Origin of the sequence: Enterobacter sp. BIDMC 26 (assembly GCF_000534435.1) — a bacterium.
In the GTDB taxonomy this organism is placed as follows: Bacteria; Pseudomonadota; Gammaproteobacteria; order Enterobacterales; family Enterobacteriaceae; genus Enterobacter; species Enterobacter ludwigii.
The window spans coordinates 2,963,397-2,981,687 of the sequence record NZ_KI973182.1 but is presented as its reverse complement, the minus strand read 5'-3'; the positions used below and the strand labels follow the sequence as shown (position 1 = coordinate 2,981,687).

Sequence of the window (18,291 nt, the reverse complement as noted above, 5' to 3'; positions counted from 1 at the left end):
AATCTAATGTCCAAAATCGTTAAAGTCATCGGTCGTGAAATCATCGACTCCCGTGGTAACCCGACCGTTGAAGCCGAAGTTCACCTGGAAGGTGGTTTCGTCGGTATGGCAGCTGCTCCGTCAGGTGCTTCTACTGGTTCCCGCGAAGCGCTGGAACTGCGCGATGGCGACAAATCCCGTTTCATGGGCAAAGGCGTACTGAAAGCTGTTGGCGCCGTAAACGGCCCTATTGCTCAGGCAATCATTGGCAAAGACGCTAAAGACCAGGCTGGCATCGACAAGATCATGATCGATCTGGACGGTACTGAAAACAAATCTAACTTCGGTGCTAACGCAATCCTGGCTGTTTCCCTGGCGAACGCCAAAGCTGCAGCGGCTGCTAAAGGTATGCCACTGTTCGAACACATCGCTGAACTGAACGGCACTCCAGGCAAATACTCCATGCCTGTACCGATGATGAACATCATCAACGGTGGTGAGCACGCAGACAACAACGTTGATATTCAGGAATTTATGATTCAGCCAGTTGGCGCGAAATCCCTGAAAGAAGCAGTACGTATGGGTTCTGAAGTGTTCCACAACCTGGCTAAAGTTCTGAAAGCTAAAGGTATGAACACGGCTGTTGGTGACGAAGGTGGCTATGCGCCAAACCTGGGTTCTAACGCAGAAGCACTGGCTGTTATCGCTGAAGCGGTTAAAGCAGCAGGCTACGAGCTGGGCAAAGACATCACTCTGGCGATGGACTGTGCAGCGTCTGAATTCTACAAAGACGGTAAATACGTTCTGGCTGGCGAAGGCAACAAAGCGTTCACCTCTGAAGAGTTCACTCACTTCCTGGAAGACCTGACCAAACAGTACCCAATCGTTTCTATCGAAGACGGTCTGGACGAGTCTGACTGGGATGGCTTCGCATACCAGACTAAAGTACTGGGCGACAAAATCCAGCTGGTGGGTGACGACCTGTTCGTAACCAACACCAAGATCCTGAAAGAAGGCATCGAGAAAGGCATCGTTAACTCCATCCTGATCAAATTCAACCAGATCGGTTCTCTGACCGAAACGCTGGCTGCGATCAAAATGGCGAAAGACGCTGGCTACACCGCTGTTATCTCTCACCGTTCTGGCGAAACTGAAGACGCTACCATCGCTGACCTGGCTGTTGGTACCGCGGCTGGCCAGATCAAGACCGGTTCTATGAGCCGTTCTGACCGTGTTGCTAAATACAACCAGCTGATTCGTATCGAAGAAGCACTGGGCGAAAAAGCACCATACAACGGTCGTAAAGAGATCAAAGGCCAGGCATAATCGCTAAGCCTTAAAATGAAAATGCCAGTCGCAAGACTGGCATTTTTTTTGGCTATTTAAAATCGACCGCCATTTGTTCCGGAATGGTCAGCCCCTGAGTGGTTTGCACGCAGCGGGCAATATAGTCCGTAAAGCGGGGTGGCTTAGGCATGCCCATGCTAAGCAGCTTATCATTGCTGAAGCGCACGTTGAGTGTGGCAAAAGCACCGTATAAACGCATTGCTTTCAGCATCAGGCGCTCGTTGCACGGCCCAAAAATATCCTTCAGTTCGCGGCGCATTCTGACCAGCGTTTCGTAACTCACCTGAGCGTATCGATCTCCGACAGGGGCTTTCTCCAGCGCCTGCGCCATTGCCTTATCAATATCAGCAAAGCGAACGCTGTTCTCTTCCCCGGCAGAAATATGTACCACTTCCCCTGAACATGCATCACTGGTAAGCAGCATTAACAGCGCGTCGGCACAATAGTCCACCGGAACGACATCGATTTTGTCTTCCATCGAACACATGAATTTTTGCAGCATTAACCCCATGCTAAAGACCCAGAAAATACTGCTTGAAGGCGTGCAGCCGTGACGGGTATGGCCGACGACGATAGACGGGCGGGCGATGAGCAGCGGCAGGTCAGGACAGTGCTGGCGCATCAGCTGTTCAATGGTGGATTTCGAATAGGTATATTCCACCAGATGCTCGGCGTTCTCTCTGAATTCTGCACTTTCGGCGACCAGCGAATCCTGCTCCGGCGTGCAGGACATCGCCGTGCCAACGTGCAGGAAGCGCTGTAGGGTCGACACCCGTTCCATGCGGCGCGCCAGCGCCAGGGTTCCCTCGACGTTCACCTTCCAGATAAGCGGATTGTTGCCAAATGACGCGACGGCCGCGCAGTTAACGACATGCGTCACCTGTTCAAGGCGCGGATCGTTCAGGAAGGCTTCCGGCTGGCTGAGATCGCCAATGAGGATATTCTCCACGCTCAGCGAGGCCAGTGCATGCTCAGGCACGTTGAACTTACGCATATTCTCCTGCACTCGCGCCAGCCCACCTTGCGGGTCACTGGCGCGCGCAAGCAGAAGTAAATTTACGGCGCTTTCGTCGGTCAGGATTTTTTCAAGTACTGCACCACCCAGAAATCCGGTCACGCCTGTAATCAGTAAGGTTTTCATTGATACCGTCTCATTATGATTGATGAGGCGGATTGTAGGCGGGCGAAAGTAAACGGCGTTTAAATAAAAAAATGGCCAGCCTTACCGTTTCTTAAGCTTATTTTAAGGTAAGGAATTCAGGGGATGAGATTGGACATTGCAGGAGGGAAGAAAATTCAATTTATCAAGATATTTATTTTAACTTGCTGATTTATATATTATAAATGCACTTCCTGTGTCGTGGGAATATTAAGTCAAAATGTAATTATAAAAATACTTTGTAACATCATTGATTGATGCGGTAAATAATTTAACGGATGCTTAAGTACACTTAAAATAACGAACTCGCAGGCTATTGATATATAGCCTGCGAAGGTTTTCTACAGCAACAGAGGAAGCGTTGCGCTGGCGGTTTGTTGGCTGACCTCGCCGTAATGACCGTCTATTGCAATAAGGGAGTGGGTAAGCAACTCGACCAGCAGCATAACGCCCACTTTGGCATTGAGTGCGCCTGCGCTAAGCGGCCCCTCGGGTTTGGCTGCAACCAGTAGCATATCGCTAAGGGACGCCAGCGGGCTACGCGGCGTATTGCTGAGCGCCAGCACGGGGACGCCACGTTTGCGCGCAAGTTTTACGACGTGAAGTAAATCCCGCGTTGAGCCTGAGCTGGAGATGGCTACCACCAGCGACGCTTTAGAGAGGGTGGTCGCATTCATGGCTGCACGGTGCATATCGCTGAAGAGCTGCACAGGTTTGCCCAGGCGCAACAGCTTATAATGCAGATACTCGCCGAGGATCGCACTGGCAGCGACCCCATAAATCTGGACTGACTGCGCCTGATGCAGTGCCTGCGCCGCCTTTTCCAGCAGCGCTCTGTCGAGCAGTCTGGCGGTATCCTGCAGAGCCTGTACAGACTCTTCCACTACGCTATCAATTTCATCACCGGCCTGACGCTCTGGCTGACCCTGCTGAATGTCCAGCGCAAGTGCCATTTTGAATTCCGTGTACCCCTTACAGCCCAGCGTGCGGCAAAGACGCGTCACGCTGGCCTCACTGGTATGACTTTCGCGCGCCAGCTCAGTGATCGTCAGGTAAAGCACCCGGGCAGGATCGTTGAGGACAAACTCACCCAGTTTTCGTTGCGTTGGGCTGTACCCGGAAGCCTCCTGGCGTAGCTTCAGCAGCAGGTTTTCATGGTCTGACATGCGAGATCCTTAATGCATTCTTCTGTCGACTAGTGTGGCGGAAAGCGGGGGAAAGATGCCAGTCATTTCGAAAAAGTATGATCGTCCTCCTGGTTATTGATGATAATTTTCACTATCAATAATTAATGTGGTAAAAATTTTCATCTATACACGAGGGGATGAAAAAATGATGCAAATGTTCAGTGGGGCTTCTTCTGGCGGATGGTTTGAGAAAGCGCAGCGCTTTGGCAAATCATTTATGTTGCCCATCGCCGTCTTGCCCGCGGCGGGTTTGTTGCTGGGGATTGGAGGCGCGTTATCAAATCCCAATACCCTCACGGCCTACCCGTTTTTAGATGTTGCGTGGCTGCAGGCCATCTTTACCATTATGAGCAGTGCCGGTTCGATTGTGTTCGCCAACCTCTCGGTGCTTTTTGCTGTCGGGGTCGCCGTCGGGCTGGCAAAAAATGATAAAGGAACCGCGGGGCTGGCGGCATTGCTCGCTTTTCTGGTGATGAATGCCACCATCAATGCGCTGCTGATCCTGACGGGAAAACTGGCGCTTGAGAACCCGGGTGCCGTAGGGCAGGGAATGACGCTGGGGATCCAGACGCTGGAAACCGGCGTATTTGGTGGCGTCGTCATCGGGCTTGTGACCTGCGCGTTACATCATCGGTTCAATAAAATCGCGCTTCCGCAGTTCCTGGGTTTCTTTGGCGGCTCACGTTTTGTACCGATCGTCAGCTCGCTGGCGGCAATACTTGTCGGGGCATTAATGACCGTCATCTGGCCGCATTTTCAGAAGCTGATCTTCGGTCTGGGCGGGCTTGTGGATGCCACCGGTTATCTGGGAACGATGCTGTACGGTTTCATTTTGCGCATGCTCGGGCCGTTTGGTTTACACCACATCTTCTATCTTCCCTTCTGGACGACCGCGCTTGGCGGCAGCGAGATCGTTAACGGTCAGCTGGTAGAAGGTACGCAGCGGATCTTCTTCGCCCAGCTTGCTGACCCGACAACACGCCAGTTTTATGAAGGCACGTCGCGTTTCATGTCCGGACGCTTCATCACGATGATGTTTGGTCTGCTGGGTGCCTGCCTCGCGATGTACCACACGGCAAAGCCGGAGAACAAAAAACGCGTCGCGGGGCTGTTACTTTCGGCGGCATTGACCTCGTTCCTGACGGGGATTACTGAACCTATTGAGTTCTCATTCCTTTTTGTTGCACCGGTGCTGTACGTCATTCACGCCCTGTTTGACGGGCTGGCGTTTATGCTCGCCCATATTTTACACATCACTATCGGGCAAACCTTTTCAGGCGGTTTTATCGACTTCGTGCTGTTCGGCATTCTCCAGGGCGAGGCCAAAACCCACTGGATGTTCGTGCCGCTGGTAGGGGTGCCGTGGTTCTTCCTCTACTACTTTACGTTCCGCTATCTGATTAATCGCTTTGATTTTGCCACGCCGGGGCGTGAGAAAGAGGCGATGGCGGATGAAGTGACCTTTTCGCAGAGCGAGCGTGCCGTTGCGGTGATCGCCGGGTTAGGTGGCAAAGACAATCTCGAAGAGGTGGACTGCTGCGCGACGCGTCTTCGCGTCACGGTGAAGGATGGCAGCAAAGTGAATGAATCGGCGCTGAAAGCGACCGGCGCGCGCGGCGTTATCGTCCGCGGCAACGGTGTTCAGGTCATTTATGGGCCGCATGTGACGATTATTAAAAACGAAGTGGAAGAGATCTTATCGTAATGAAAACTGTACTGGATAACCTGAAGGGAAAACTGGTCGTCTCCTGCCAGGCGCTGGAGAATGAACCTCTGCATAGCGCGTTTATTATGTCACGAATGGCGCTGGCCGCCGCGCAGGGTGGTGCGGCAGCGATCCGTGCCAATAGCGTGGTGGATATCGAAGCCATCAAGCAGCAGGTAGTTCTGCCGGTTATCGGCATCATCAAACGCGATTATCCGGATAGTGAGGTGTTTATCACCGCCACGATGAAAGAGGTGGATGAGCTGATGACGGTCTCTCCGGAAATCATTGCCCTGGATGCGACTGCGCGACAGCGCCCTGGCGGCGAAGACCTGGCGACGCTGGTCGCGCATATCCGCACGCGGTACCCGTCGGTACGCCTGATGGCGGATATTTCCACAACAGAAGAGGCCGTGACGGCGCAGGCGCTGGGTTTTGATTGTGTGGGGACCACGCTTTACGGTTATACGGCAGAAACCGCAGGCCATGCGCTACCGGACAATGACTGCGCGTTTCTGAAAGAGGTGCTGGCTGCCGTCGACATTCCCGTGGTGGCCGAAGGCAACGTTGATACACCTGAACGGGCGGCGAGGTGCCTGGAACTTGGTGCCTTTATGGTCGTTGTCGGCGGGGCCATCACCCGTCCACAGCAAATTACTGCGCGGTTTATGGCAGCGATTGGCGCTCAAAGCACCGATGGAGCATGACCATCTGACGGGGATCTGCGATACTTATCGTTTATCCCCTTAACTGAGATGACTATGCAGTACCCGATTAACGAGATGTTCCAGACCCTGCAAGGCGAGGGTTACTTTACCGGCGTTCCCGCCATCTTTATTCGATTACAGGGATGCCCGGTTGGCTGTGCCTGGTGTGATACCAAACATACGTGGGATAAACTCGCAGATCGGGAAGTGTCGCTGTTTAGCATTCTGGCTAAAACCAAAGAGAGCGATAAGTGGGGCGCGGGAAGTGCGGAAGATCTGCTGGCGATCATTGGCCGTCAGGGCTGGACGGCGCGCCACGTGGTGATTACCGGGGGTGAACCCTGCATCCACGACCTGACGCCGCTGACCGAGCTGCTCGAAAAGAACGGCTACAGCTGTCAGATTGAAACCAGCGGCACGCATGAAGTGCGCTGTTCTCACACCACCTGGGTGACGGTTTCGCCGAAAGTTAACATGCGCGGCGGCTACGATGTTCTCTCTCAGGCGCTGGAGCGTGCTGATGAGATTAAACACCCGGTTGGCCGCGTGCGTGATATCGAAGCGCTGGATGAACTGCTCGCCACGCTGACGGATGAAAAGCAGCGGATCATCGCGCTGCAGCCTATCAGCCAGAAAGAGGATGCCACGCGCCTGTGTATTGAAACCTGTATTGCCCGCAACTGGCGGCTGTCGATGCAGACGCACAAGTACCTGAACATCGCCTAAAAAAAAGCCCGGATATTCCGGGCTTTTTTTACTCACCGCGATAGATACAGCCCGCGGTGCAGGTCTCTTTGATCATCACCGCGCTCAGCAGAGGCACCTGCGGTTTCATCTGATCCCAAATCCATTTAGCCAGCACTTCACTGGTCGGGTTTTCAAGGCCCGGGATATCATTCAGATAGTAGTGATCCAGACGATCGTAGGTCGGTTTGAATGCCGCCTTCAGCTCGGCAAAGTCCATGATCCAACCGGTATGCGGATCGACGTCACCGGTTATCTCAAGACGCACCATAAACGAGTGCCCGTGCAGACGGCCACATTTATGCCCTTCAGGAACATGCGGAAGGTGGTGGGCGGCTTCGAAGGTGAAATCTTTAAACAGTGTGGTGGACATTATTGCTCTCAGTAATGCGGAAAAAACCGCCGCATAGTACCGGAAAGCACAATTTTTATCATTAACTAAAACGGCTCTGTTGCCGCAACGTGGTGCATACGAGAAAGGACTACTGTTTTGTGATTAAATTTCAATGGGTTAGTTAATCGTTTTTATCGTTAAGAACGATAACTAAAACAGGTTAGTCCATTTGGTTATTTATTATTTCCATCCCTTCTTTAATTGTTATTATCCTCGCCGTTAACCTTATCTTCAGTTTGGATTTATTCGCTTAAAGTCCGCTTGGCTACTGGAACATAACGACGCATGACAACACAGGCCCCACCTTCAAATTTGCTTCCCCTGAACCCGGAGCAACTGGCGCGCCTTCAGGCTGCCACCTCTGATTTTTCTCCCACCCAGCTTGCCTGGGTCTCCGGCTATTTCTGGGGAATGCTTAACCAGCAACCGGGCGCTGTGGCTGCTGCACCGGCAACTGCGGTAGAAATTCCGGCGATTACGCTGATTTCTGCCTCGCAGACGGGCAATGCTCGCCGTGTGGCCGAAGCGCTGCGCGACGACCTGCTGGCCGCCAAACTGAACGTGAACCTGGTGAACGCCGGGGACTATAAATTCAAACAGATCGCGTCCGAAAAACTGCTGGTGGTGGTGGCTTCAACCCAGGGTGAGGGTGAGCCGGCTGAAGAAGCGGTGGCCCTGCATAAATTCCTGTTCTCGAAAAAAGCCCCAAAACTGAACGGGACGGCGTTCGCCGTGTTTGGCCTGGGCGACACCTCCTACGAATTTTTCTGCCAGTCCGGTAAAGATTTCGACAGCAAACTGGCGGAACTGGGCGCTGAGCGCCTGCTGGACCGCGTTGATGCGGATGTGGAATACCAGACCGCAGCCGCTGAATGGCGTGCGCGCATCGTTGACGTGCTGAAAGCGCGCGTGCCGAAAGAGACGCCAGCGCAGGCTGCCGTCACCGCGGCGGGCGCAGTCAATGATATTCACACCAGCCCGTATACCAAAGAGGCACCGCTGGCAGCGAGCCTGGCGGTTAATCAGAAAATTACCGGCCGCGACTCTGAGAAAGACGTGCGGCATATTGAAATCGATCTCGGTGATTCCGGTCTGCGTTACCAGCCGGGCGATGCACTTGGGATCTGGTACCAGAACGATCCGACGCTGGTTAAAGAGCTGGTCGAACTGCTGTGGCTGAAAGGCGATGAGCCTGTCACCGTCGACGGTAAAACGCAGCCGCTCTCTGAGGCGCTGCAGTGGCATTTCGAGCTGACGGTCAACACGCCAAACATCGTTGAAAATTACGCCACCTTAACGCGCAGTGAATCGCTGCTGCCCCTGGTGGGGGATAAGGCGAAGCTGCAGCATTACGCCGCGACGACGCCGATTGTCGATATGGTGCGTTTCTCTCCGGCACAACTGGATGCGGATGCGCTAATCGGCCTGCTGCGTCCGCTGACGCCGCGCCTCTACTCCATTGCCTCTTCGCAGGCAGAAGTGGAAAGCGAAGTGCATATCACCGTGGGCGTGGTGCGTTATGACATCGAAGGCCGTGCCCGTGCGGGCGGGGCATCAAGCTTCCTGGCCGATCGCGTGGAGGAAGACGGTGAAGTGCGTGTGTTTATCGAGCACAACGACAACTTCCGTCTGCCTGCGAACCCGGAAACACCGGTCATCATGATTGGGCCGGGGACCGGTATTGCACCATTCCGCGCCTTTATGCAGCAGCGCGCTGCAGATGAGGCGCCAGGTAAAAACTGGTTGTTCTTCGGCAACCCGCACTTTACGGAAGATTTCCTCTACCAGGTTGAGTGGCAGCGTTACGTCAAAGAAGGTGTCCTGACGCGCATCGACCTGGCCTGGTCCCGCGATCAGCAAGAAAAAGTATACGTACAAGACAAACTGCGCGAACAGGGCGCAGAGCTGTGGCGCTGGATCAATGACGGTGCCCACATTTATGTCTGCGGCGACGCCAATCGCATGGCGAAAGACGTTGAGCAGGCATTGCTGGAAGTGATTGCCGAATTCGGCGGTATGGATGCCGAAACGGCGGATGAATTTTTAAGTGAGCTGCGCGTTGAGCGCCGTTATCAGCGAGATGTCTACTAATGAGCGAAAAACATCCAGGGCCACTGGTGGTCGAAGGTAAACTGACAGACGCCGAGCGCATGAAGCTGGAAAGCAACTATCTGCGCGGCACCATTGCTGAAGATCTGAATGACGGTCTCACCGGCGGCTTTAAAGGCGACAACTTTCTGCTGATCCGTTTCCACGGTATGTATCAGCAGGACGACCGTGATATCCGCGCCGAACGTGCAGAACAGAAGCTGGAGCCGCGTCATGCGATGCTGCTGCGCTGCCGTCTTCCGGGCGGGGTGATCACCACGAAACAGTGGCAGGCGATCGATAAGTTTGCGGGTGAAAATACCCTTTATGGCAGCATCCGTCTGACCAACCGTCAGACCTTCCAGTTCCACGGCATTCTGAAGAAGAACGTGAAGCCGGTACACCAGATGCTGCACTCTGTCGGGCTGGACGCGCTGGCCACGGCCAACGACATGAACCGTAACGTGCTCTGCACCTCGAACCCGTATGAGTCCGAGCTGCACGCCGAAGCCTATGAGTGGGCGAAGAAGATCTCTGAGCACCTGCTGCCACGCACCCGCGCCTATGCGGAGATCTGGCTCGATCAGGAAAAAGTGGCCACCACCGACGAAGAACCGATCCTCGGCCAGACCTATCTGCCGCGTAAGTTCAAAACCACCGTGGTGATCCCGCCGCAGAACGATATCGATCTGCACGCCAACGACATGAACTTCGTGGCGATTGCCGAAAATGGCAAGCTGGTGGGCTTTAACCTGCTGGTGGGCGGCGGTCTCTCCATCGAACACGGTAACAAGAAAACCTATGCCCGCACCGCAAGCGAGTTTGGTTTCCTGCCGCTGGAGCACACGCTGGCCGTGGCTGAAGCGGTAGTCACCACGCAGCGCGACTGGGGTAACCGTACGGATCGTAAAAACGCGAAAACCAAATACACCCTGGAGCGCGTGGGCGTAGAGACGTTCAAAGCGGAAGTGGAGCGTCGCGCGGGGATTAAGTTTGAGCCGATCCGTCCGTATGAATTTACGGGACGTGGCGATCGTATTGGCTGGGTTAAAGGCATCGACAATAAATGGCACCTGACGCTGTTTATTGAAAACGGCCGTATTCTTGATTATCCGGGCCGCCCGCTGAAAACCGGTCTGCTGGAAATTGCGAAGATCCATAAAGGTGAATTCCGTATCACCGCTAACCAGAACCTGATCGTTGCCGGCGTGCCGGAAAGCCAGAAAGCGAAGATTGAGAAACTGGCGCGCGACCATGGGTTGATGGACGCGGTGAAGCCGCAGCGTGAAAACTCAATGGCCTGCGTGTCGTTCCCGACCTGCCCGCTGGCGATGGCGGAAGCAGAACGTTTCCTGCCGTCATTCACCGATAAGGTGGAAGCGATTCTGGAAAAACACGGTATTCCGGACGAGCATATTGTTATGCGTGTCACCGGCTGCCCGAACGGCTGTGGCCGTGCGATGCTGGCCGAGCTGGGTCTGGTGGGTAAAGCGCCGGGTCGCTATAACCTGCACCTTGGCGGCAACCGTATCGGAACGCGTATTCCGCGCATGTTCCGTGAGAACATCACCGAGCCGGAAATTCTTGATTCTATCGACGAGCTTGTCGGGCGCTGGGCGAAAGAGCGCGAAGCGGGTGAAGGCTTCGGCGACTTTACGGTGCGTGCGGGCATTATTCGCCCGGTGCTCGATCCCGCAAGGGATTTCTGGGAGTAAACACGAGAGGTAATTATGTCCGTACTCGATCTAAACGCCCTAAATGAACTGCCAAAAGTCGATCGCATTCTGGCGCTGGCAGAAACCAATGCGCAGCTTGAAAAGCTCGACGCCGAAGGCCGCGTGGCATGGGCCCTGGAAAACCTGCCGGGTGATTATGTGCTCTCGTCGAGTTTTGGTATTCAGGCAGCGGTGAGTTTGCATCTGGTGAACCAGATTCGTCCGGACATTCCGGTGATCCTGACCGATACCGGCTACCTGTTCCCGGAAACCTACCAGTTTATCGATGAGCTGACGGACAAGCTCGGGCTGAACCTGAAAGTCTACCGCGCGGAGCAAAGCGCGGCCTGGCAGGAGGCGCGGTATGGCAAACTGTGGGAACAGGGCGTTGAGGGCATTGAGAAATACAATGAGATCAACAAGGTCGAGCCGATGAACCGGGCGCTGAAAGAGCTTAACGCGCAGACCTGGTTTGCGGGGTTACGCCGCGAGCAGTCCGGAAGTCGCGCCACGCTCCCGGTGCTGGCGGTTCAGCGCGGGGTGTTTAAAGTGCTGCCGATCATCGACTGGGATAACCGTACGGTTTACCAGTACCTGCAAAAACACGGACTGAAATACCACCCGCTCTGGGACCAGGGTTATCTGTCAGTGGGCGATACCCATACCACGCGTAAATGGGAACCGGGCATGGCGGAAGAAGAGACGCGATTCTTTGGACTTAAGCGCGAGTGCGGATTGCACGAAGGGTAAATTCTGTTCCCTTTTCCCTCACCCTCTTACAAAGGGTGAGGGACATGTTCTGTTCTACGCTTTCCCAGCTTTTGCCAGCTCTTTCACCAGCGGCAGCATCACTTTAACCACATCCCGACTGCGATGTTCAATCCGCTGCGGCAGTGCGCTATCAATATGCTGCTGATTATCCAGCAGCACGTTATGCCAGCTCGTCCCGTCCGGGAAAGCCTTCGATTTCACCCGCTGCTGATAACCGTCTTTCTTACCCAGCATCCAGTTAGTGGCTTCCACGTACAGAACAGGAATGCCCGCTTTATCGAACACTTCACCATCATTACAGCAGCCGGTTCCGCGAGGATAATCGGGATTCCCGCCCGGGTTGCTGGTGGCATACACCCCATGGCTGCGGGCGATTGCCAGCGCGCGGTCGCGCGTCAGTTTACGCACGGTACCCGGCGTACTCTGTCCGCTGTTGAAATAGAGCTTATCGCCGACGATCAGATTATCGAGGTTAATCACCAGCAGCGTATTTTTCCTCTCCTCGGCACTCATGCGTTTCAGGAGATTCTCCGCGCCAAGTTTTCCCTCTTCTTCACCGCTGGTGGCAACGAAACGGATCCCGTATTGGGTTGGAATGTCTTTCATTCGCTCTGCCAGTTCGAGCATCACGCCCAGACCCGCCGCGTTATCGTCCAGTCCCTGTAACGTCAGCCCGCCGAGATTATTGTCGGTATCGGCGTCGCTCATTGGCGCGTAGGTGTCCAGGTGCGCCATGATAATGATCTGTTCCGCCGCGCTACCTTCATGCGCCGCAATGACCGTACTGCCGGTCACGTTATGCCAGTTTTTTGTTTTATTGCGCGAGGTATAGACGTAGCGGCTGTGAAACGATCGGATATCGCTCTGGTAACCCATGTCAGCAAATTGCTGGCGAATATAATCGGCGGAAAGCATTTCCGCTGGCGTGCCGGTCATACGACCCGGAAAGACGGTCGCAATATGCCGCGCCTGCATATTCGCGATTTCACCATAGGGCTGATTTTTTGCCTGGGCCGGAAGGATAAAGCAAACGCCGAGCGCCAGGGCAGCGATACGGTGGCGCGTTGCGGAAAACATAGTGAGTCCTTAAAAACAGAGCAAAATTTTAACCCGCCTAGTATGAAACTGTGATCGACCATACACAATTTGAATTGCTCTTAAATGCCCGAAAATTCGCGTGTTAAGCACTTTTTGATCTTTGCTTTTCCACGGCGTTATTCCATTGAGTAACTACTCATTCCAATTCGTAATTTCATTCGATCTAAGCCGCCCCCTATAGTCCCACTATTCCTTGTTGTTAGTGAGTTGTAGCTTGTGGACTATCTGCCCCTTTTTGCCGCGATAAAAGACAGACCTGTGCTGGTAGTCGGCACCGGTGAGGTTGCCGATCGCAAAATCGCGTTTCTGCAGCGAGCGGGGGCGCAGGTACGGGTAGTCGACGAGGCGGATTTCGACGAGTCGCAAATCGACACCGTGGTGCTGGTGATTGCGGCAACCGATAACCGTGAGCTCAACCGCCGTATTTCAGAGGCGGCTCAGGCCCGTCACCGTCTGGTGAACGTGGTGGACGATCGGCCGCTGTGTTCGTTTATCTTCCCGTCGATTGTTGACCGTTCGCCATTGCTGGTGGCCATCTCCTCCGGCGGGACCGCGCCGGTGCTGGCACGCGTGCTGCGGGAAAAAATCGAAGCGCTTTTGCCTACCAGCCTTGGGCGGATGGCGGAGAAAGCGAGCTTCTGGCGTAACCATCTGAAAACGCGCCTGACCAGCGTGACGGAACGCCGTCGCTTCTGGGAGCGCGTGTTCCGCGGCCGATTTGCCAGCCTGATGCATGCCGGAAATGAAACGGCGGCGCAGCAGATCCTCGAAGATGAGCTGGATAACCCTGGCAGTAGCGGCGGCGAGATCATTCTGGTCGGTGCGGGGCCGGGTGATGCCGGGCTGCTGACCCTGCGCGGCCTGCAGGTGCTTCAGGATGCCGATGTGGTGTTCTACGACCATCTGGTCACCGACGGGGTGCGCGAATTGATTCGCCGTGACGCAGAACAAATCTGCGTTGGCAAACGGGCGGGCGAGCACTCTGTACCGCAGCATGACACCAACCAGATGCTGGTGGCGGCGGCAAAAGCGGGCAAAACGGTGGTGCGGCTTAAAGGTGGCGACCCGTTTATCTTTGGTCGCGGCGGGGAAGAGCTGCAGGCGGCGGCTGAAGCGGGCGTGCCGTTCCAGGTCGTCCCGGGTATCACGGCGGCTTCCGCAGTGACGGCCTACGCCGGTATACCGCTTACTCACCGCGATTACGCCCAGAGCGTGACCTTTGTCACGGGCCATTACAAGGCGGACAGCACCCCGTTTGACTGGTCGCATCTGGCCCAGAGTCGTCAGACGCTGGCTATCTATATGGGCACGATGAAGGCGGCGGACATCAGTGAACAACTTATTCAACACGGTCGAGAGGCAACCACGCCGGTCGCCGTGATTTCTCGCGGCACACGCGTCGATCAGCAGGTGGCTATCGGTACGCTACAGGATCTTGCCACCCTGGCGAAAGAGGCCCCTATGCCCGCGCTTATCGTGGTAGGGGAAGTGGTGCACCTGCACAGCACACTCGCCTGGTTTCAACATACAACAGACTCAGAGGGGTTTGGCTCCTCTGTGGTGAATCTGGCTTAAGGAACGGTTATGGACCAAAAACGACTTACTCACCTGCGGCAGCTCGAAGCGGAAAGTATCCATATTATCCGCGAAGTGGCAGCCGAATTCTCTAACCCGGTGATGATGTATTCCATCGGTAAAGATTCCAGCGTGATGCTACACCTGGCGCGTAAAGCGTTTTACCCGGGTACGCTGCCGTTCCCGCTGCTGCACGTTGATACCGGCTGGAAGTTCCGTGAAATGTATGAATTCCGCGACCGTACGGCAAAAGCCTACGGCTGCGAACTGCTGGTGCATAAAAACCCGGAAGGGGTGGCGATGGGCATTAACCCGTTCGTGCACGGTAGTGCCAAACACACTGACATCATGAAAACCGAAGGGCTGAAGCAGGCGCTGAACAAATACGGTTTTGACGCGGCCTTCGGCGGCGCACGTCGTGACGAAGAAAAATCCCGTGCGAAAGAGCGCATCTACTCTTTCCGCGACCGCTTCCACCGCTGGGATCCAAAAAACCAGCGTCCGGAGCTGTGGCATAACTACAACGGCCAGATCAACAAGGGCGAAAGCATTCGCGTGTTCCCGCTCTCCAACTGGACCGAGCTGGATATCTGGCAGTACATCTATCTGGAAAATATCGAGATCGTGCCGTTGTACCTGGCCGCTGAACGTCCGGTGCTGGAGCGTGACGGCATGCTGATGATGATCGATGACGATCGCATCGACCTGCAGCCAGGCGAAGTGATCAAAAAACAGATGGTGCGTTTCCGTACCCTCGGCTGCTGGCCATTGACCGGTGCAGTGGAGTCCAGTGCGCAGACGCTGCCGGAGATCATTGAAGAGATGCTGGTGTCGACCACCAGTGAGCGACAGGGCCGCGTGATTGACCGCGACCAGGCAGGCTCCATGGAGCTGAAGAAACGTCAGGGTTATTTCTAAGGAGCCGCCATGAACACGACCATTGCTCAACAAATTGCCAATGAAGGCGGCGTAGAAGCTTATCTGCACGCGCAACAACACAAAAGCCTGCTGCGCTTTCTGACCTGCGGCAGCGTCGATGACGGGAAAAGCACGCTGATCGGCCGTCTGCTGCACGATACGCGTCAGATTTACGAAGATCAGCTCTCTTCCCTGCACAACGACAGTAAACGTCATGGTACCCAGGGCGAGAAACTCGACCTGGCGCTGCTGGTGGACGGCCTGCAGGCCGAGCGCGAGCAGGGCATCACCATTGATGTGGCGTATCGCTATTTCTCCACCGAGAAGCGCAAATTTATTATTGCCGACACCCCGGGGCACGAGCAGTACACCCGTAACATGGCGACCGGTGCGTCTACCTGTGAACTGGCGATCCTGCTGATTGACGCCCGTAAAGGGGTACTGGATCAGACTCGTCGCCACAGCTTTATCTCCACGTTGCTGGGGATCAAACACCTGGTGGTGGCGGTCAACAAAATGGATCTGGTGAACTTCAGCGAAGAGAAGTTTGATGAGATCCGCCAGAGTTACCTGACGTTTGCTGAACAGCTGCCGGGTAACCTGGATATTCGCTTTGTGCCGCTCTCTGCGCTGGAAGGCGACAACGTGGCTTCCCAGAGCGCGAACATGCCGTGGTATAGCGGCCCGACGCTGCTCGAAGTGCTGGAAACCGTGGAGATCCAGCGCGTGGTCGACACCCAGCCGATGCGCTTCCCGGTTCAGTACGTTAACCGTCCTAACCTCGATTTCCGCGGTTTCTCCGGCACTATCGCGTCGGGCACCGTGGCGGTCGGCCAGCGCGTTAAAGTTCTGCCGTCTGGTGTGGAATCCACCATCAGCCGTATCGTCACCTTTGATGGCGATCTGCCGCAAGCCGGTGCGGGTGAAGCGGTCACGCTGGTATTGAAAGATGAAATTGATATCAGCCGCGGCGATCTGCTGGTGGACGCTCAGGAGACGCTGGCAGCGGTGCAGGGGGCTTCCGTTGATGTGGTGTGGATGGCTGAACAACCGCTGACCGCCGGTCAGAGCTACGACATTAAAATCGCGGGTAAGAAAACCCGTGCCCGCGTGGACGGTATCCAGTTCCAGGTGGACATCAATAACCTGACCCAGCGCGACGTCACCGAGCTGCCGCTGAATGGCATTGGTCTGGTCGACGTGACCTTTGATGAGCCGCTGGTGCTGGATCCCTACCAGCAGAACCCGGTAACGGGTGGGCTGATCTTTATCGATCGCCTCTCCAACGTGACCGTGGGTGCCGGTATGGTGCGTGAGCCAAATGAACAGGCTACGGTAGCCTCTGAGTTCAGCGCTTTTGAGCTGGAGCTGAATGCGCTGGTGCGTAAGCACTTCCCGCACTGGGGTGCGCGCGATCTGCTGGGAGGCAAGTAATGGCCGCCCATGATGAGAACGTCGTCTGGCATCCTCATCCGGTCACCGTCGCGCAGCGCGAGAAACTTCACGGTCATCGTGGCGTGGTACTGTGGTTTACCGGGCTATCCGGCTCTGGTAAATCCACAGTAACGGGCGCGCTGGAAGAGGCGCTACACCAGCAGGGGGTCAGTACCTACCTGCTGGATGGCGACAATGTGCGCCACGGCCTGTGCAGCGATTTGGGCTTCAGCGACGACGATCGTAAAGAGAATATTCGCAGGGTGGGGGAAGTGGCCAGCCTGATGGCGGATGCCGGGTTAGTGGTACTGACCGCGTTTATCTCACCGCATCGTGCCGAACGCCAGATGGTGCGCGAGCGCGTCGGGCAGGACCGCTTTATCGAAGTGTTTGTTGATACGCCGCTGGAAATTTGCGAAGCGCGCGATCCCAAAGGGCTATATAAGAAAGCGCGTGCGGGAGAGCTGCGAAACTTCACCGGCATTGACTCGGTGTACGAAGCGCCTGAATCGCCTGAAATTCACCTGGAAGGTCAACAATTGGTAACAAATTTAGTAAGCCAATTATTAGACCTGCTCAGACGGGACGATATTATCAGATCCTGAGACGGTATCGTTCGGGAGCTGTCTTCCCGAACGATGAGTCACGGTCACAGGATCAGCTATGCGCAACAGTGAGAACTACATTATTACCACCGGGTCGGAGCCGTTAGCGACCGACGACGAGACGACCTGGTCCTTTCCTGGGGCCATAGTCGGCTTCGTCTCGTGGTTGCTGGCCCTGGGCATCCCTTTTCTTATCTACGGCGGTAATACGCTGTTCTTCTTTCTCTATACCTGGCCTTTCTTCCTGGCGCTGATGCCTGTGGCGGTTGTCGTCGGTATTGCGCTGCACTCGCTGCTTAATGGCAAACTCCTTTACAGTACCGTGGTCACGATTGTGACGGTGGTTCTGATGTTTGGTCTGTTATTTTTGTGGCTCATGGGCTAACTTCAGCCATAATTCAAACCGTAAACAACTGTGTGACGATATTGAGCAAGGCGATTCTGCGGAAAAAATGTGGTACATTTGCCCGCGATGTTGCGGCATCTCTGTTACCCCGGCAAAGAGATCTGGGGGCGTTTTGGGATGATGATGCCGTTTTTCAGGGGGCAGGATGGGTAAACTAACGCTGCTGTTGCTGGCTTTGCTGATCTGGCTGCAATATTCGCTGTGGTTCGGTAAAAACGGACTGCACGACTATAGCCGGGTAAGCGATGACGTCGCGGCTCAGCAGGCAACAAACGCCAAACTTAAGGCGCGAAACGATCAACTTTTTGCTGAAATTGATGACCTCAATGGCGGGCAAGAGGCGATTGAGGAACGCGCACGCAATGAACTCAGTATGACTAAGCCGGGCGAAACTTTTTATCGTCTGGTTCCGGATGCGTCTAAACGCAATCAGGGCTCAGCACAAAACAATCGATAATC

General features: G+C 55.0%; 17 protein-coding genes. 13 read left to right on the top strand and 4 right to left on the bottom strand.

Going from position 1 to position 18,291, the window contains the following annotated elements; translation table 11 throughout:
- The first annotated feature begins 6 nt into the window (after positions 1–6).
- Positions 7–1,305 (top strand): phosphopyruvate hydratase, encoded by a 1,299-nt coding sequence (gene eno, locus L462_RS09345; RefSeq protein ID WP_014885045.1) that lies wholly within the window; start codon positions 7–9, stop codon positions 1,303–1,305.
- Positions 1,306–1,357: 52 nt separating this feature from the next.
- Here the strand turns inward: eno and L462_RS09350 are convergent, their stop codons facing one another.
- A complete protein-coding gene (locus L462_RS09350; RefSeq protein ID WP_032678871.1) occupies positions 1,358–2,467 on the bottom strand; it encodes an SDR family oxidoreductase in 1,110 nt (369 codons plus the stop codon).
- A gap of 359 nt (positions 2,468–2,826) precedes the next feature.
- Entirely contained in the window at positions 2,827–3,651 is an 825-nt protein-coding gene (locus L462_RS09355; protein WP_020883807.1) for a MurR/RpiR family transcriptional regulator, read from the bottom strand.
- 166 nt (positions 3,652–3,817) lie between these two features.
- Here L462_RS09355 and L462_RS09360 point away from each other — a divergent pair, with 166 nt between their 5' ends.
- Genes L462_RS09360 through queE form a run of 3 tightly spaced genes read left to right on the top strand, consistent with a single transcriptional unit; the run spans position 3,818 to position 6,810 of the window.
- On the top strand, positions 3,818–5,377 hold the full coding sequence (locus L462_RS09360; RefSeq protein WP_020883808.1) for a maltose/glucose-specific PTS transporter subunit IIC: 1,560 nt from the start codon (positions 3,818–3,820) through the stop codon (positions 5,375–5,377).
- The gene (locus L462_RS09365; RefSeq protein WP_032678870.1) at positions 5,377–6,084 is read left to right on the top strand and encodes an N-acetylmannosamine-6-phosphate 2-epimerase; all 708 of its coding nucleotides are present in this window, start codon (positions 5,377–5,379) and stop codon (positions 6,082–6,084) included. The genes L462_RS09360 and L462_RS09365 overlap by 1 nt, the downstream gene beginning before the upstream one ends.
- A 54-nt stretch (positions 6,085–6,138) precedes the next feature.
- The gene (queE, locus tag L462_RS09370) at positions 6,139–6,810 is read left to right on the top strand and encodes a 7-carboxy-7-deazaguanine synthase QueE (protein WP_020883810.1); all 672 of its coding nucleotides are present in this window, start codon (positions 6,139–6,141) and stop codon (positions 6,808–6,810) included.
- A gap of 28 nt (positions 6,811–6,838) precedes the next feature.
- Here the strand turns inward: queE and queD are convergent, their stop codons facing one another.
- A complete protein-coding gene (gene queD, locus L462_RS09375) occupies positions 6,839–7,201 on the bottom strand; it encodes a 6-carboxytetrahydropterin synthase QueD (protein ID WP_014171404.1) in 363 nt (120 codons plus the stop codon).
- 306 nt (positions 7,202–7,507) lie between these two features.
- On the opposite strand from queD, the gene cysJ reads away from it, so the two are divergent.
- The 3 genes from cysJ to cysH are packed head-to-tail and all read left to right on the top strand — an operon-like array spanning position 7,508 to position 11,775.
- Positions 7,508–9,313, top strand: a complete 1,806-nt coding sequence (gene cysJ, locus L462_RS09380) for an NADPH-dependent assimilatory sulfite reductase flavoprotein subunit (protein WP_032678869.1) — start codon at positions 7,508–7,510, stop codon at positions 9,311–9,313.
- Positions 9,313–11,025: an assimilatory sulfite reductase (NADPH) hemoprotein subunit gene (gene cysI, locus L462_RS09385; protein ID WP_014171402.1), complete on the top strand. Its 1,713-nt coding sequence runs from the start codon at positions 9,313–9,315 to the stop codon at positions 11,023–11,025. Before cysJ ends, cysI begins: the two co-directional genes overlap by 1 nt.
- Before the next feature lie 15 nt (positions 11,026–11,040).
- Positions 11,041–11,775, top strand: coding sequence for a phosphoadenosine phosphosulfate reductase (gene cysH, locus L462_RS09390; RefSeq protein ID WP_014171401.1), 735 nt, complete (start codon positions 11,041–11,043; stop codon positions 11,773–11,775).
- Positions 11,776–11,829: 54 nt separating this feature from the next.
- On the opposite strand, the gene L462_RS09395 is transcribed toward cysH, so the two are convergent.
- A complete protein-coding gene (locus tag L462_RS09395) occupies positions 11,830–12,873 on the bottom strand; it encodes an aminopeptidase (protein WP_032678868.1) in 1,044 nt (347 codons plus the stop codon).
- Positions 12,874–13,119: 246 nt separating this feature from the next.
- Here L462_RS09395 and cysG point away from each other — a divergent pair, with 246 nt between their 5' ends.
- The 6 genes from cysG to ftsB all read left to right on the top strand — a co-directional run bounded on the left by cysG (position 13,120) and on the right by ftsB (position 18,289).
- Positions 13,120–14,469, top strand: a complete 1,350-nt coding sequence (gene cysG / locus L462_RS09400; protein WP_216841373.1) for a siroheme synthase CysG — start codon at positions 13,120–13,122, stop codon at positions 14,467–14,469.
- Positions 14,470–14,478: 9 nt separating this feature from the next.
- Entirely contained in the window at positions 14,479–15,387 is a 909-nt protein-coding gene (gene cysD / locus L462_RS09405) for a sulfate adenylyltransferase subunit CysD (RefSeq protein WP_006811770.1), read from the top strand.
- A 9-nt stretch (positions 15,388–15,396) separates the two neighbouring features.
- Complete coding sequence (cysN, locus tag L462_RS09410; RefSeq protein WP_032678866.1) at positions 15,397–16,821, top strand: sulfate adenylyltransferase subunit CysN; 1,425 nt, start codon at positions 15,397–15,399, stop codon at positions 16,819–16,821.
- Positions 16,821–17,426, top strand: coding sequence for an adenylyl-sulfate kinase (gene cysC / locus L462_RS09415; protein ID WP_032678865.1), 606 nt, complete (start codon positions 16,821–16,823; stop codon positions 17,424–17,426). Before cysN ends, cysC begins: the two co-directional genes overlap by 1 nt.
- A 58-nt stretch (positions 17,427–17,484) precedes the next feature.
- Positions 17,485–17,811: a DUF3561 family protein gene (locus tag L462_RS09420; RefSeq protein ID WP_014171396.1), complete on the top strand. Its 327-nt coding sequence runs from the start codon at positions 17,485–17,487 to the stop codon at positions 17,809–17,811.
- Between the two features lie 166 nt (positions 17,812–17,977).
- A complete protein-coding gene (gene ftsB, locus L462_RS09425; protein WP_008499609.1) occupies positions 17,978–18,289 on the top strand; it encodes a cell division protein FtsB in 312 nt (103 codons plus the stop codon).
- Positions 18,290–18,291: the final 2 nt, after the last annotated feature.

What these genes read in the sequence shown, in the direction of transcription:
- eno (WP_014885045.1), top strand. Translation starts at nt 7, where the DNA reads ATGTCCAAAATCGTTAAAGTCATCGGTCGTGAAATCATCGACTCCCGT.
- L462_RS09350 (WP_032678871.1), bottom strand. Translation starts at nt 2,467, where the DNA reads ATGAAAACCTTACTGATTACAGGCGTGACCGGATTTCTGGGTGGTGCA.
- L462_RS09355 (WP_020883807.1), bottom strand. Translation starts at nt 3,651, where the DNA reads ATGTCAGACCATGAAAACCTGCTGCTGAAGCTACGCCAGGAGGCTTCC.
- L462_RS09360 (WP_020883808.1), top strand. Translation starts at nt 3,818, where the DNA reads ATGATGCAAATGTTCAGTGGGGCTTCTTCTGGCGGATGGTTTGAGAAA.
- L462_RS09365 (WP_032678870.1), top strand. Translation starts at nt 5,377, where the DNA reads ATGAAAACTGTACTGGATAACCTGAAGGGAAAACTGGTCGTCTCCTGC.
- queE (WP_020883810.1), top strand. Translation starts at nt 6,139, where the DNA reads ATGCAGTACCCGATTAACGAGATGTTCCAGACCCTGCAAGGCGAGGGT.
- queD (WP_014171404.1), bottom strand. Translation starts at nt 7,201, where the DNA reads ATGTCCACCACACTGTTTAAAGATTTCACCTTCGAAGCCGCCCACCAC.
- cysJ (WP_032678869.1), top strand. Translation starts at nt 7,508, where the DNA reads ATGACAACACAGGCCCCACCTTCAAATTTGCTTCCCCTGAACCCGGAG.
- cysI (WP_014171402.1), top strand. Translation starts at nt 9,313, where the DNA reads ATGAGCGAAAAACATCCAGGGCCACTGGTGGTCGAAGGTAAACTGACA.
- cysH (WP_014171401.1), top strand. Translation starts at nt 11,041, where the DNA reads ATGTCCGTACTCGATCTAAACGCCCTAAATGAACTGCCAAAAGTCGAT.
- L462_RS09395 (WP_032678868.1), bottom strand. Translation starts at nt 12,873, where the DNA reads ATGTTTTCCGCAACGCGCCACCGTATCGCTGCCCTGGCGCTCGGCGTT.
- cysD (WP_006811770.1), top strand. Translation starts at nt 14,479, where the DNA reads ATGGACCAAAAACGACTTACTCACCTGCGGCAGCTCGAAGCGGAAAGT.
- cysN (WP_032678866.1), top strand. Translation starts at nt 15,397, where the DNA reads ATGAACACGACCATTGCTCAACAAATTGCCAATGAAGGCGGCGTAGAA.
- cysC (WP_032678865.1), top strand. Translation starts at nt 16,821, where the DNA reads ATGGCCGCCCATGATGAGAACGTCGTCTGGCATCCTCATCCGGTCACC.
- L462_RS09420 (WP_014171396.1), top strand. Translation starts at nt 17,485, where the DNA reads ATGCGCAACAGTGAGAACTACATTATTACCACCGGGTCGGAGCCGTTA.
- ftsB (WP_008499609.1), top strand. Translation starts at nt 17,978, where the DNA reads ATGGGTAAACTAACGCTGCTGTTGCTGGCTTTGCTGATCTGGCTGCAA.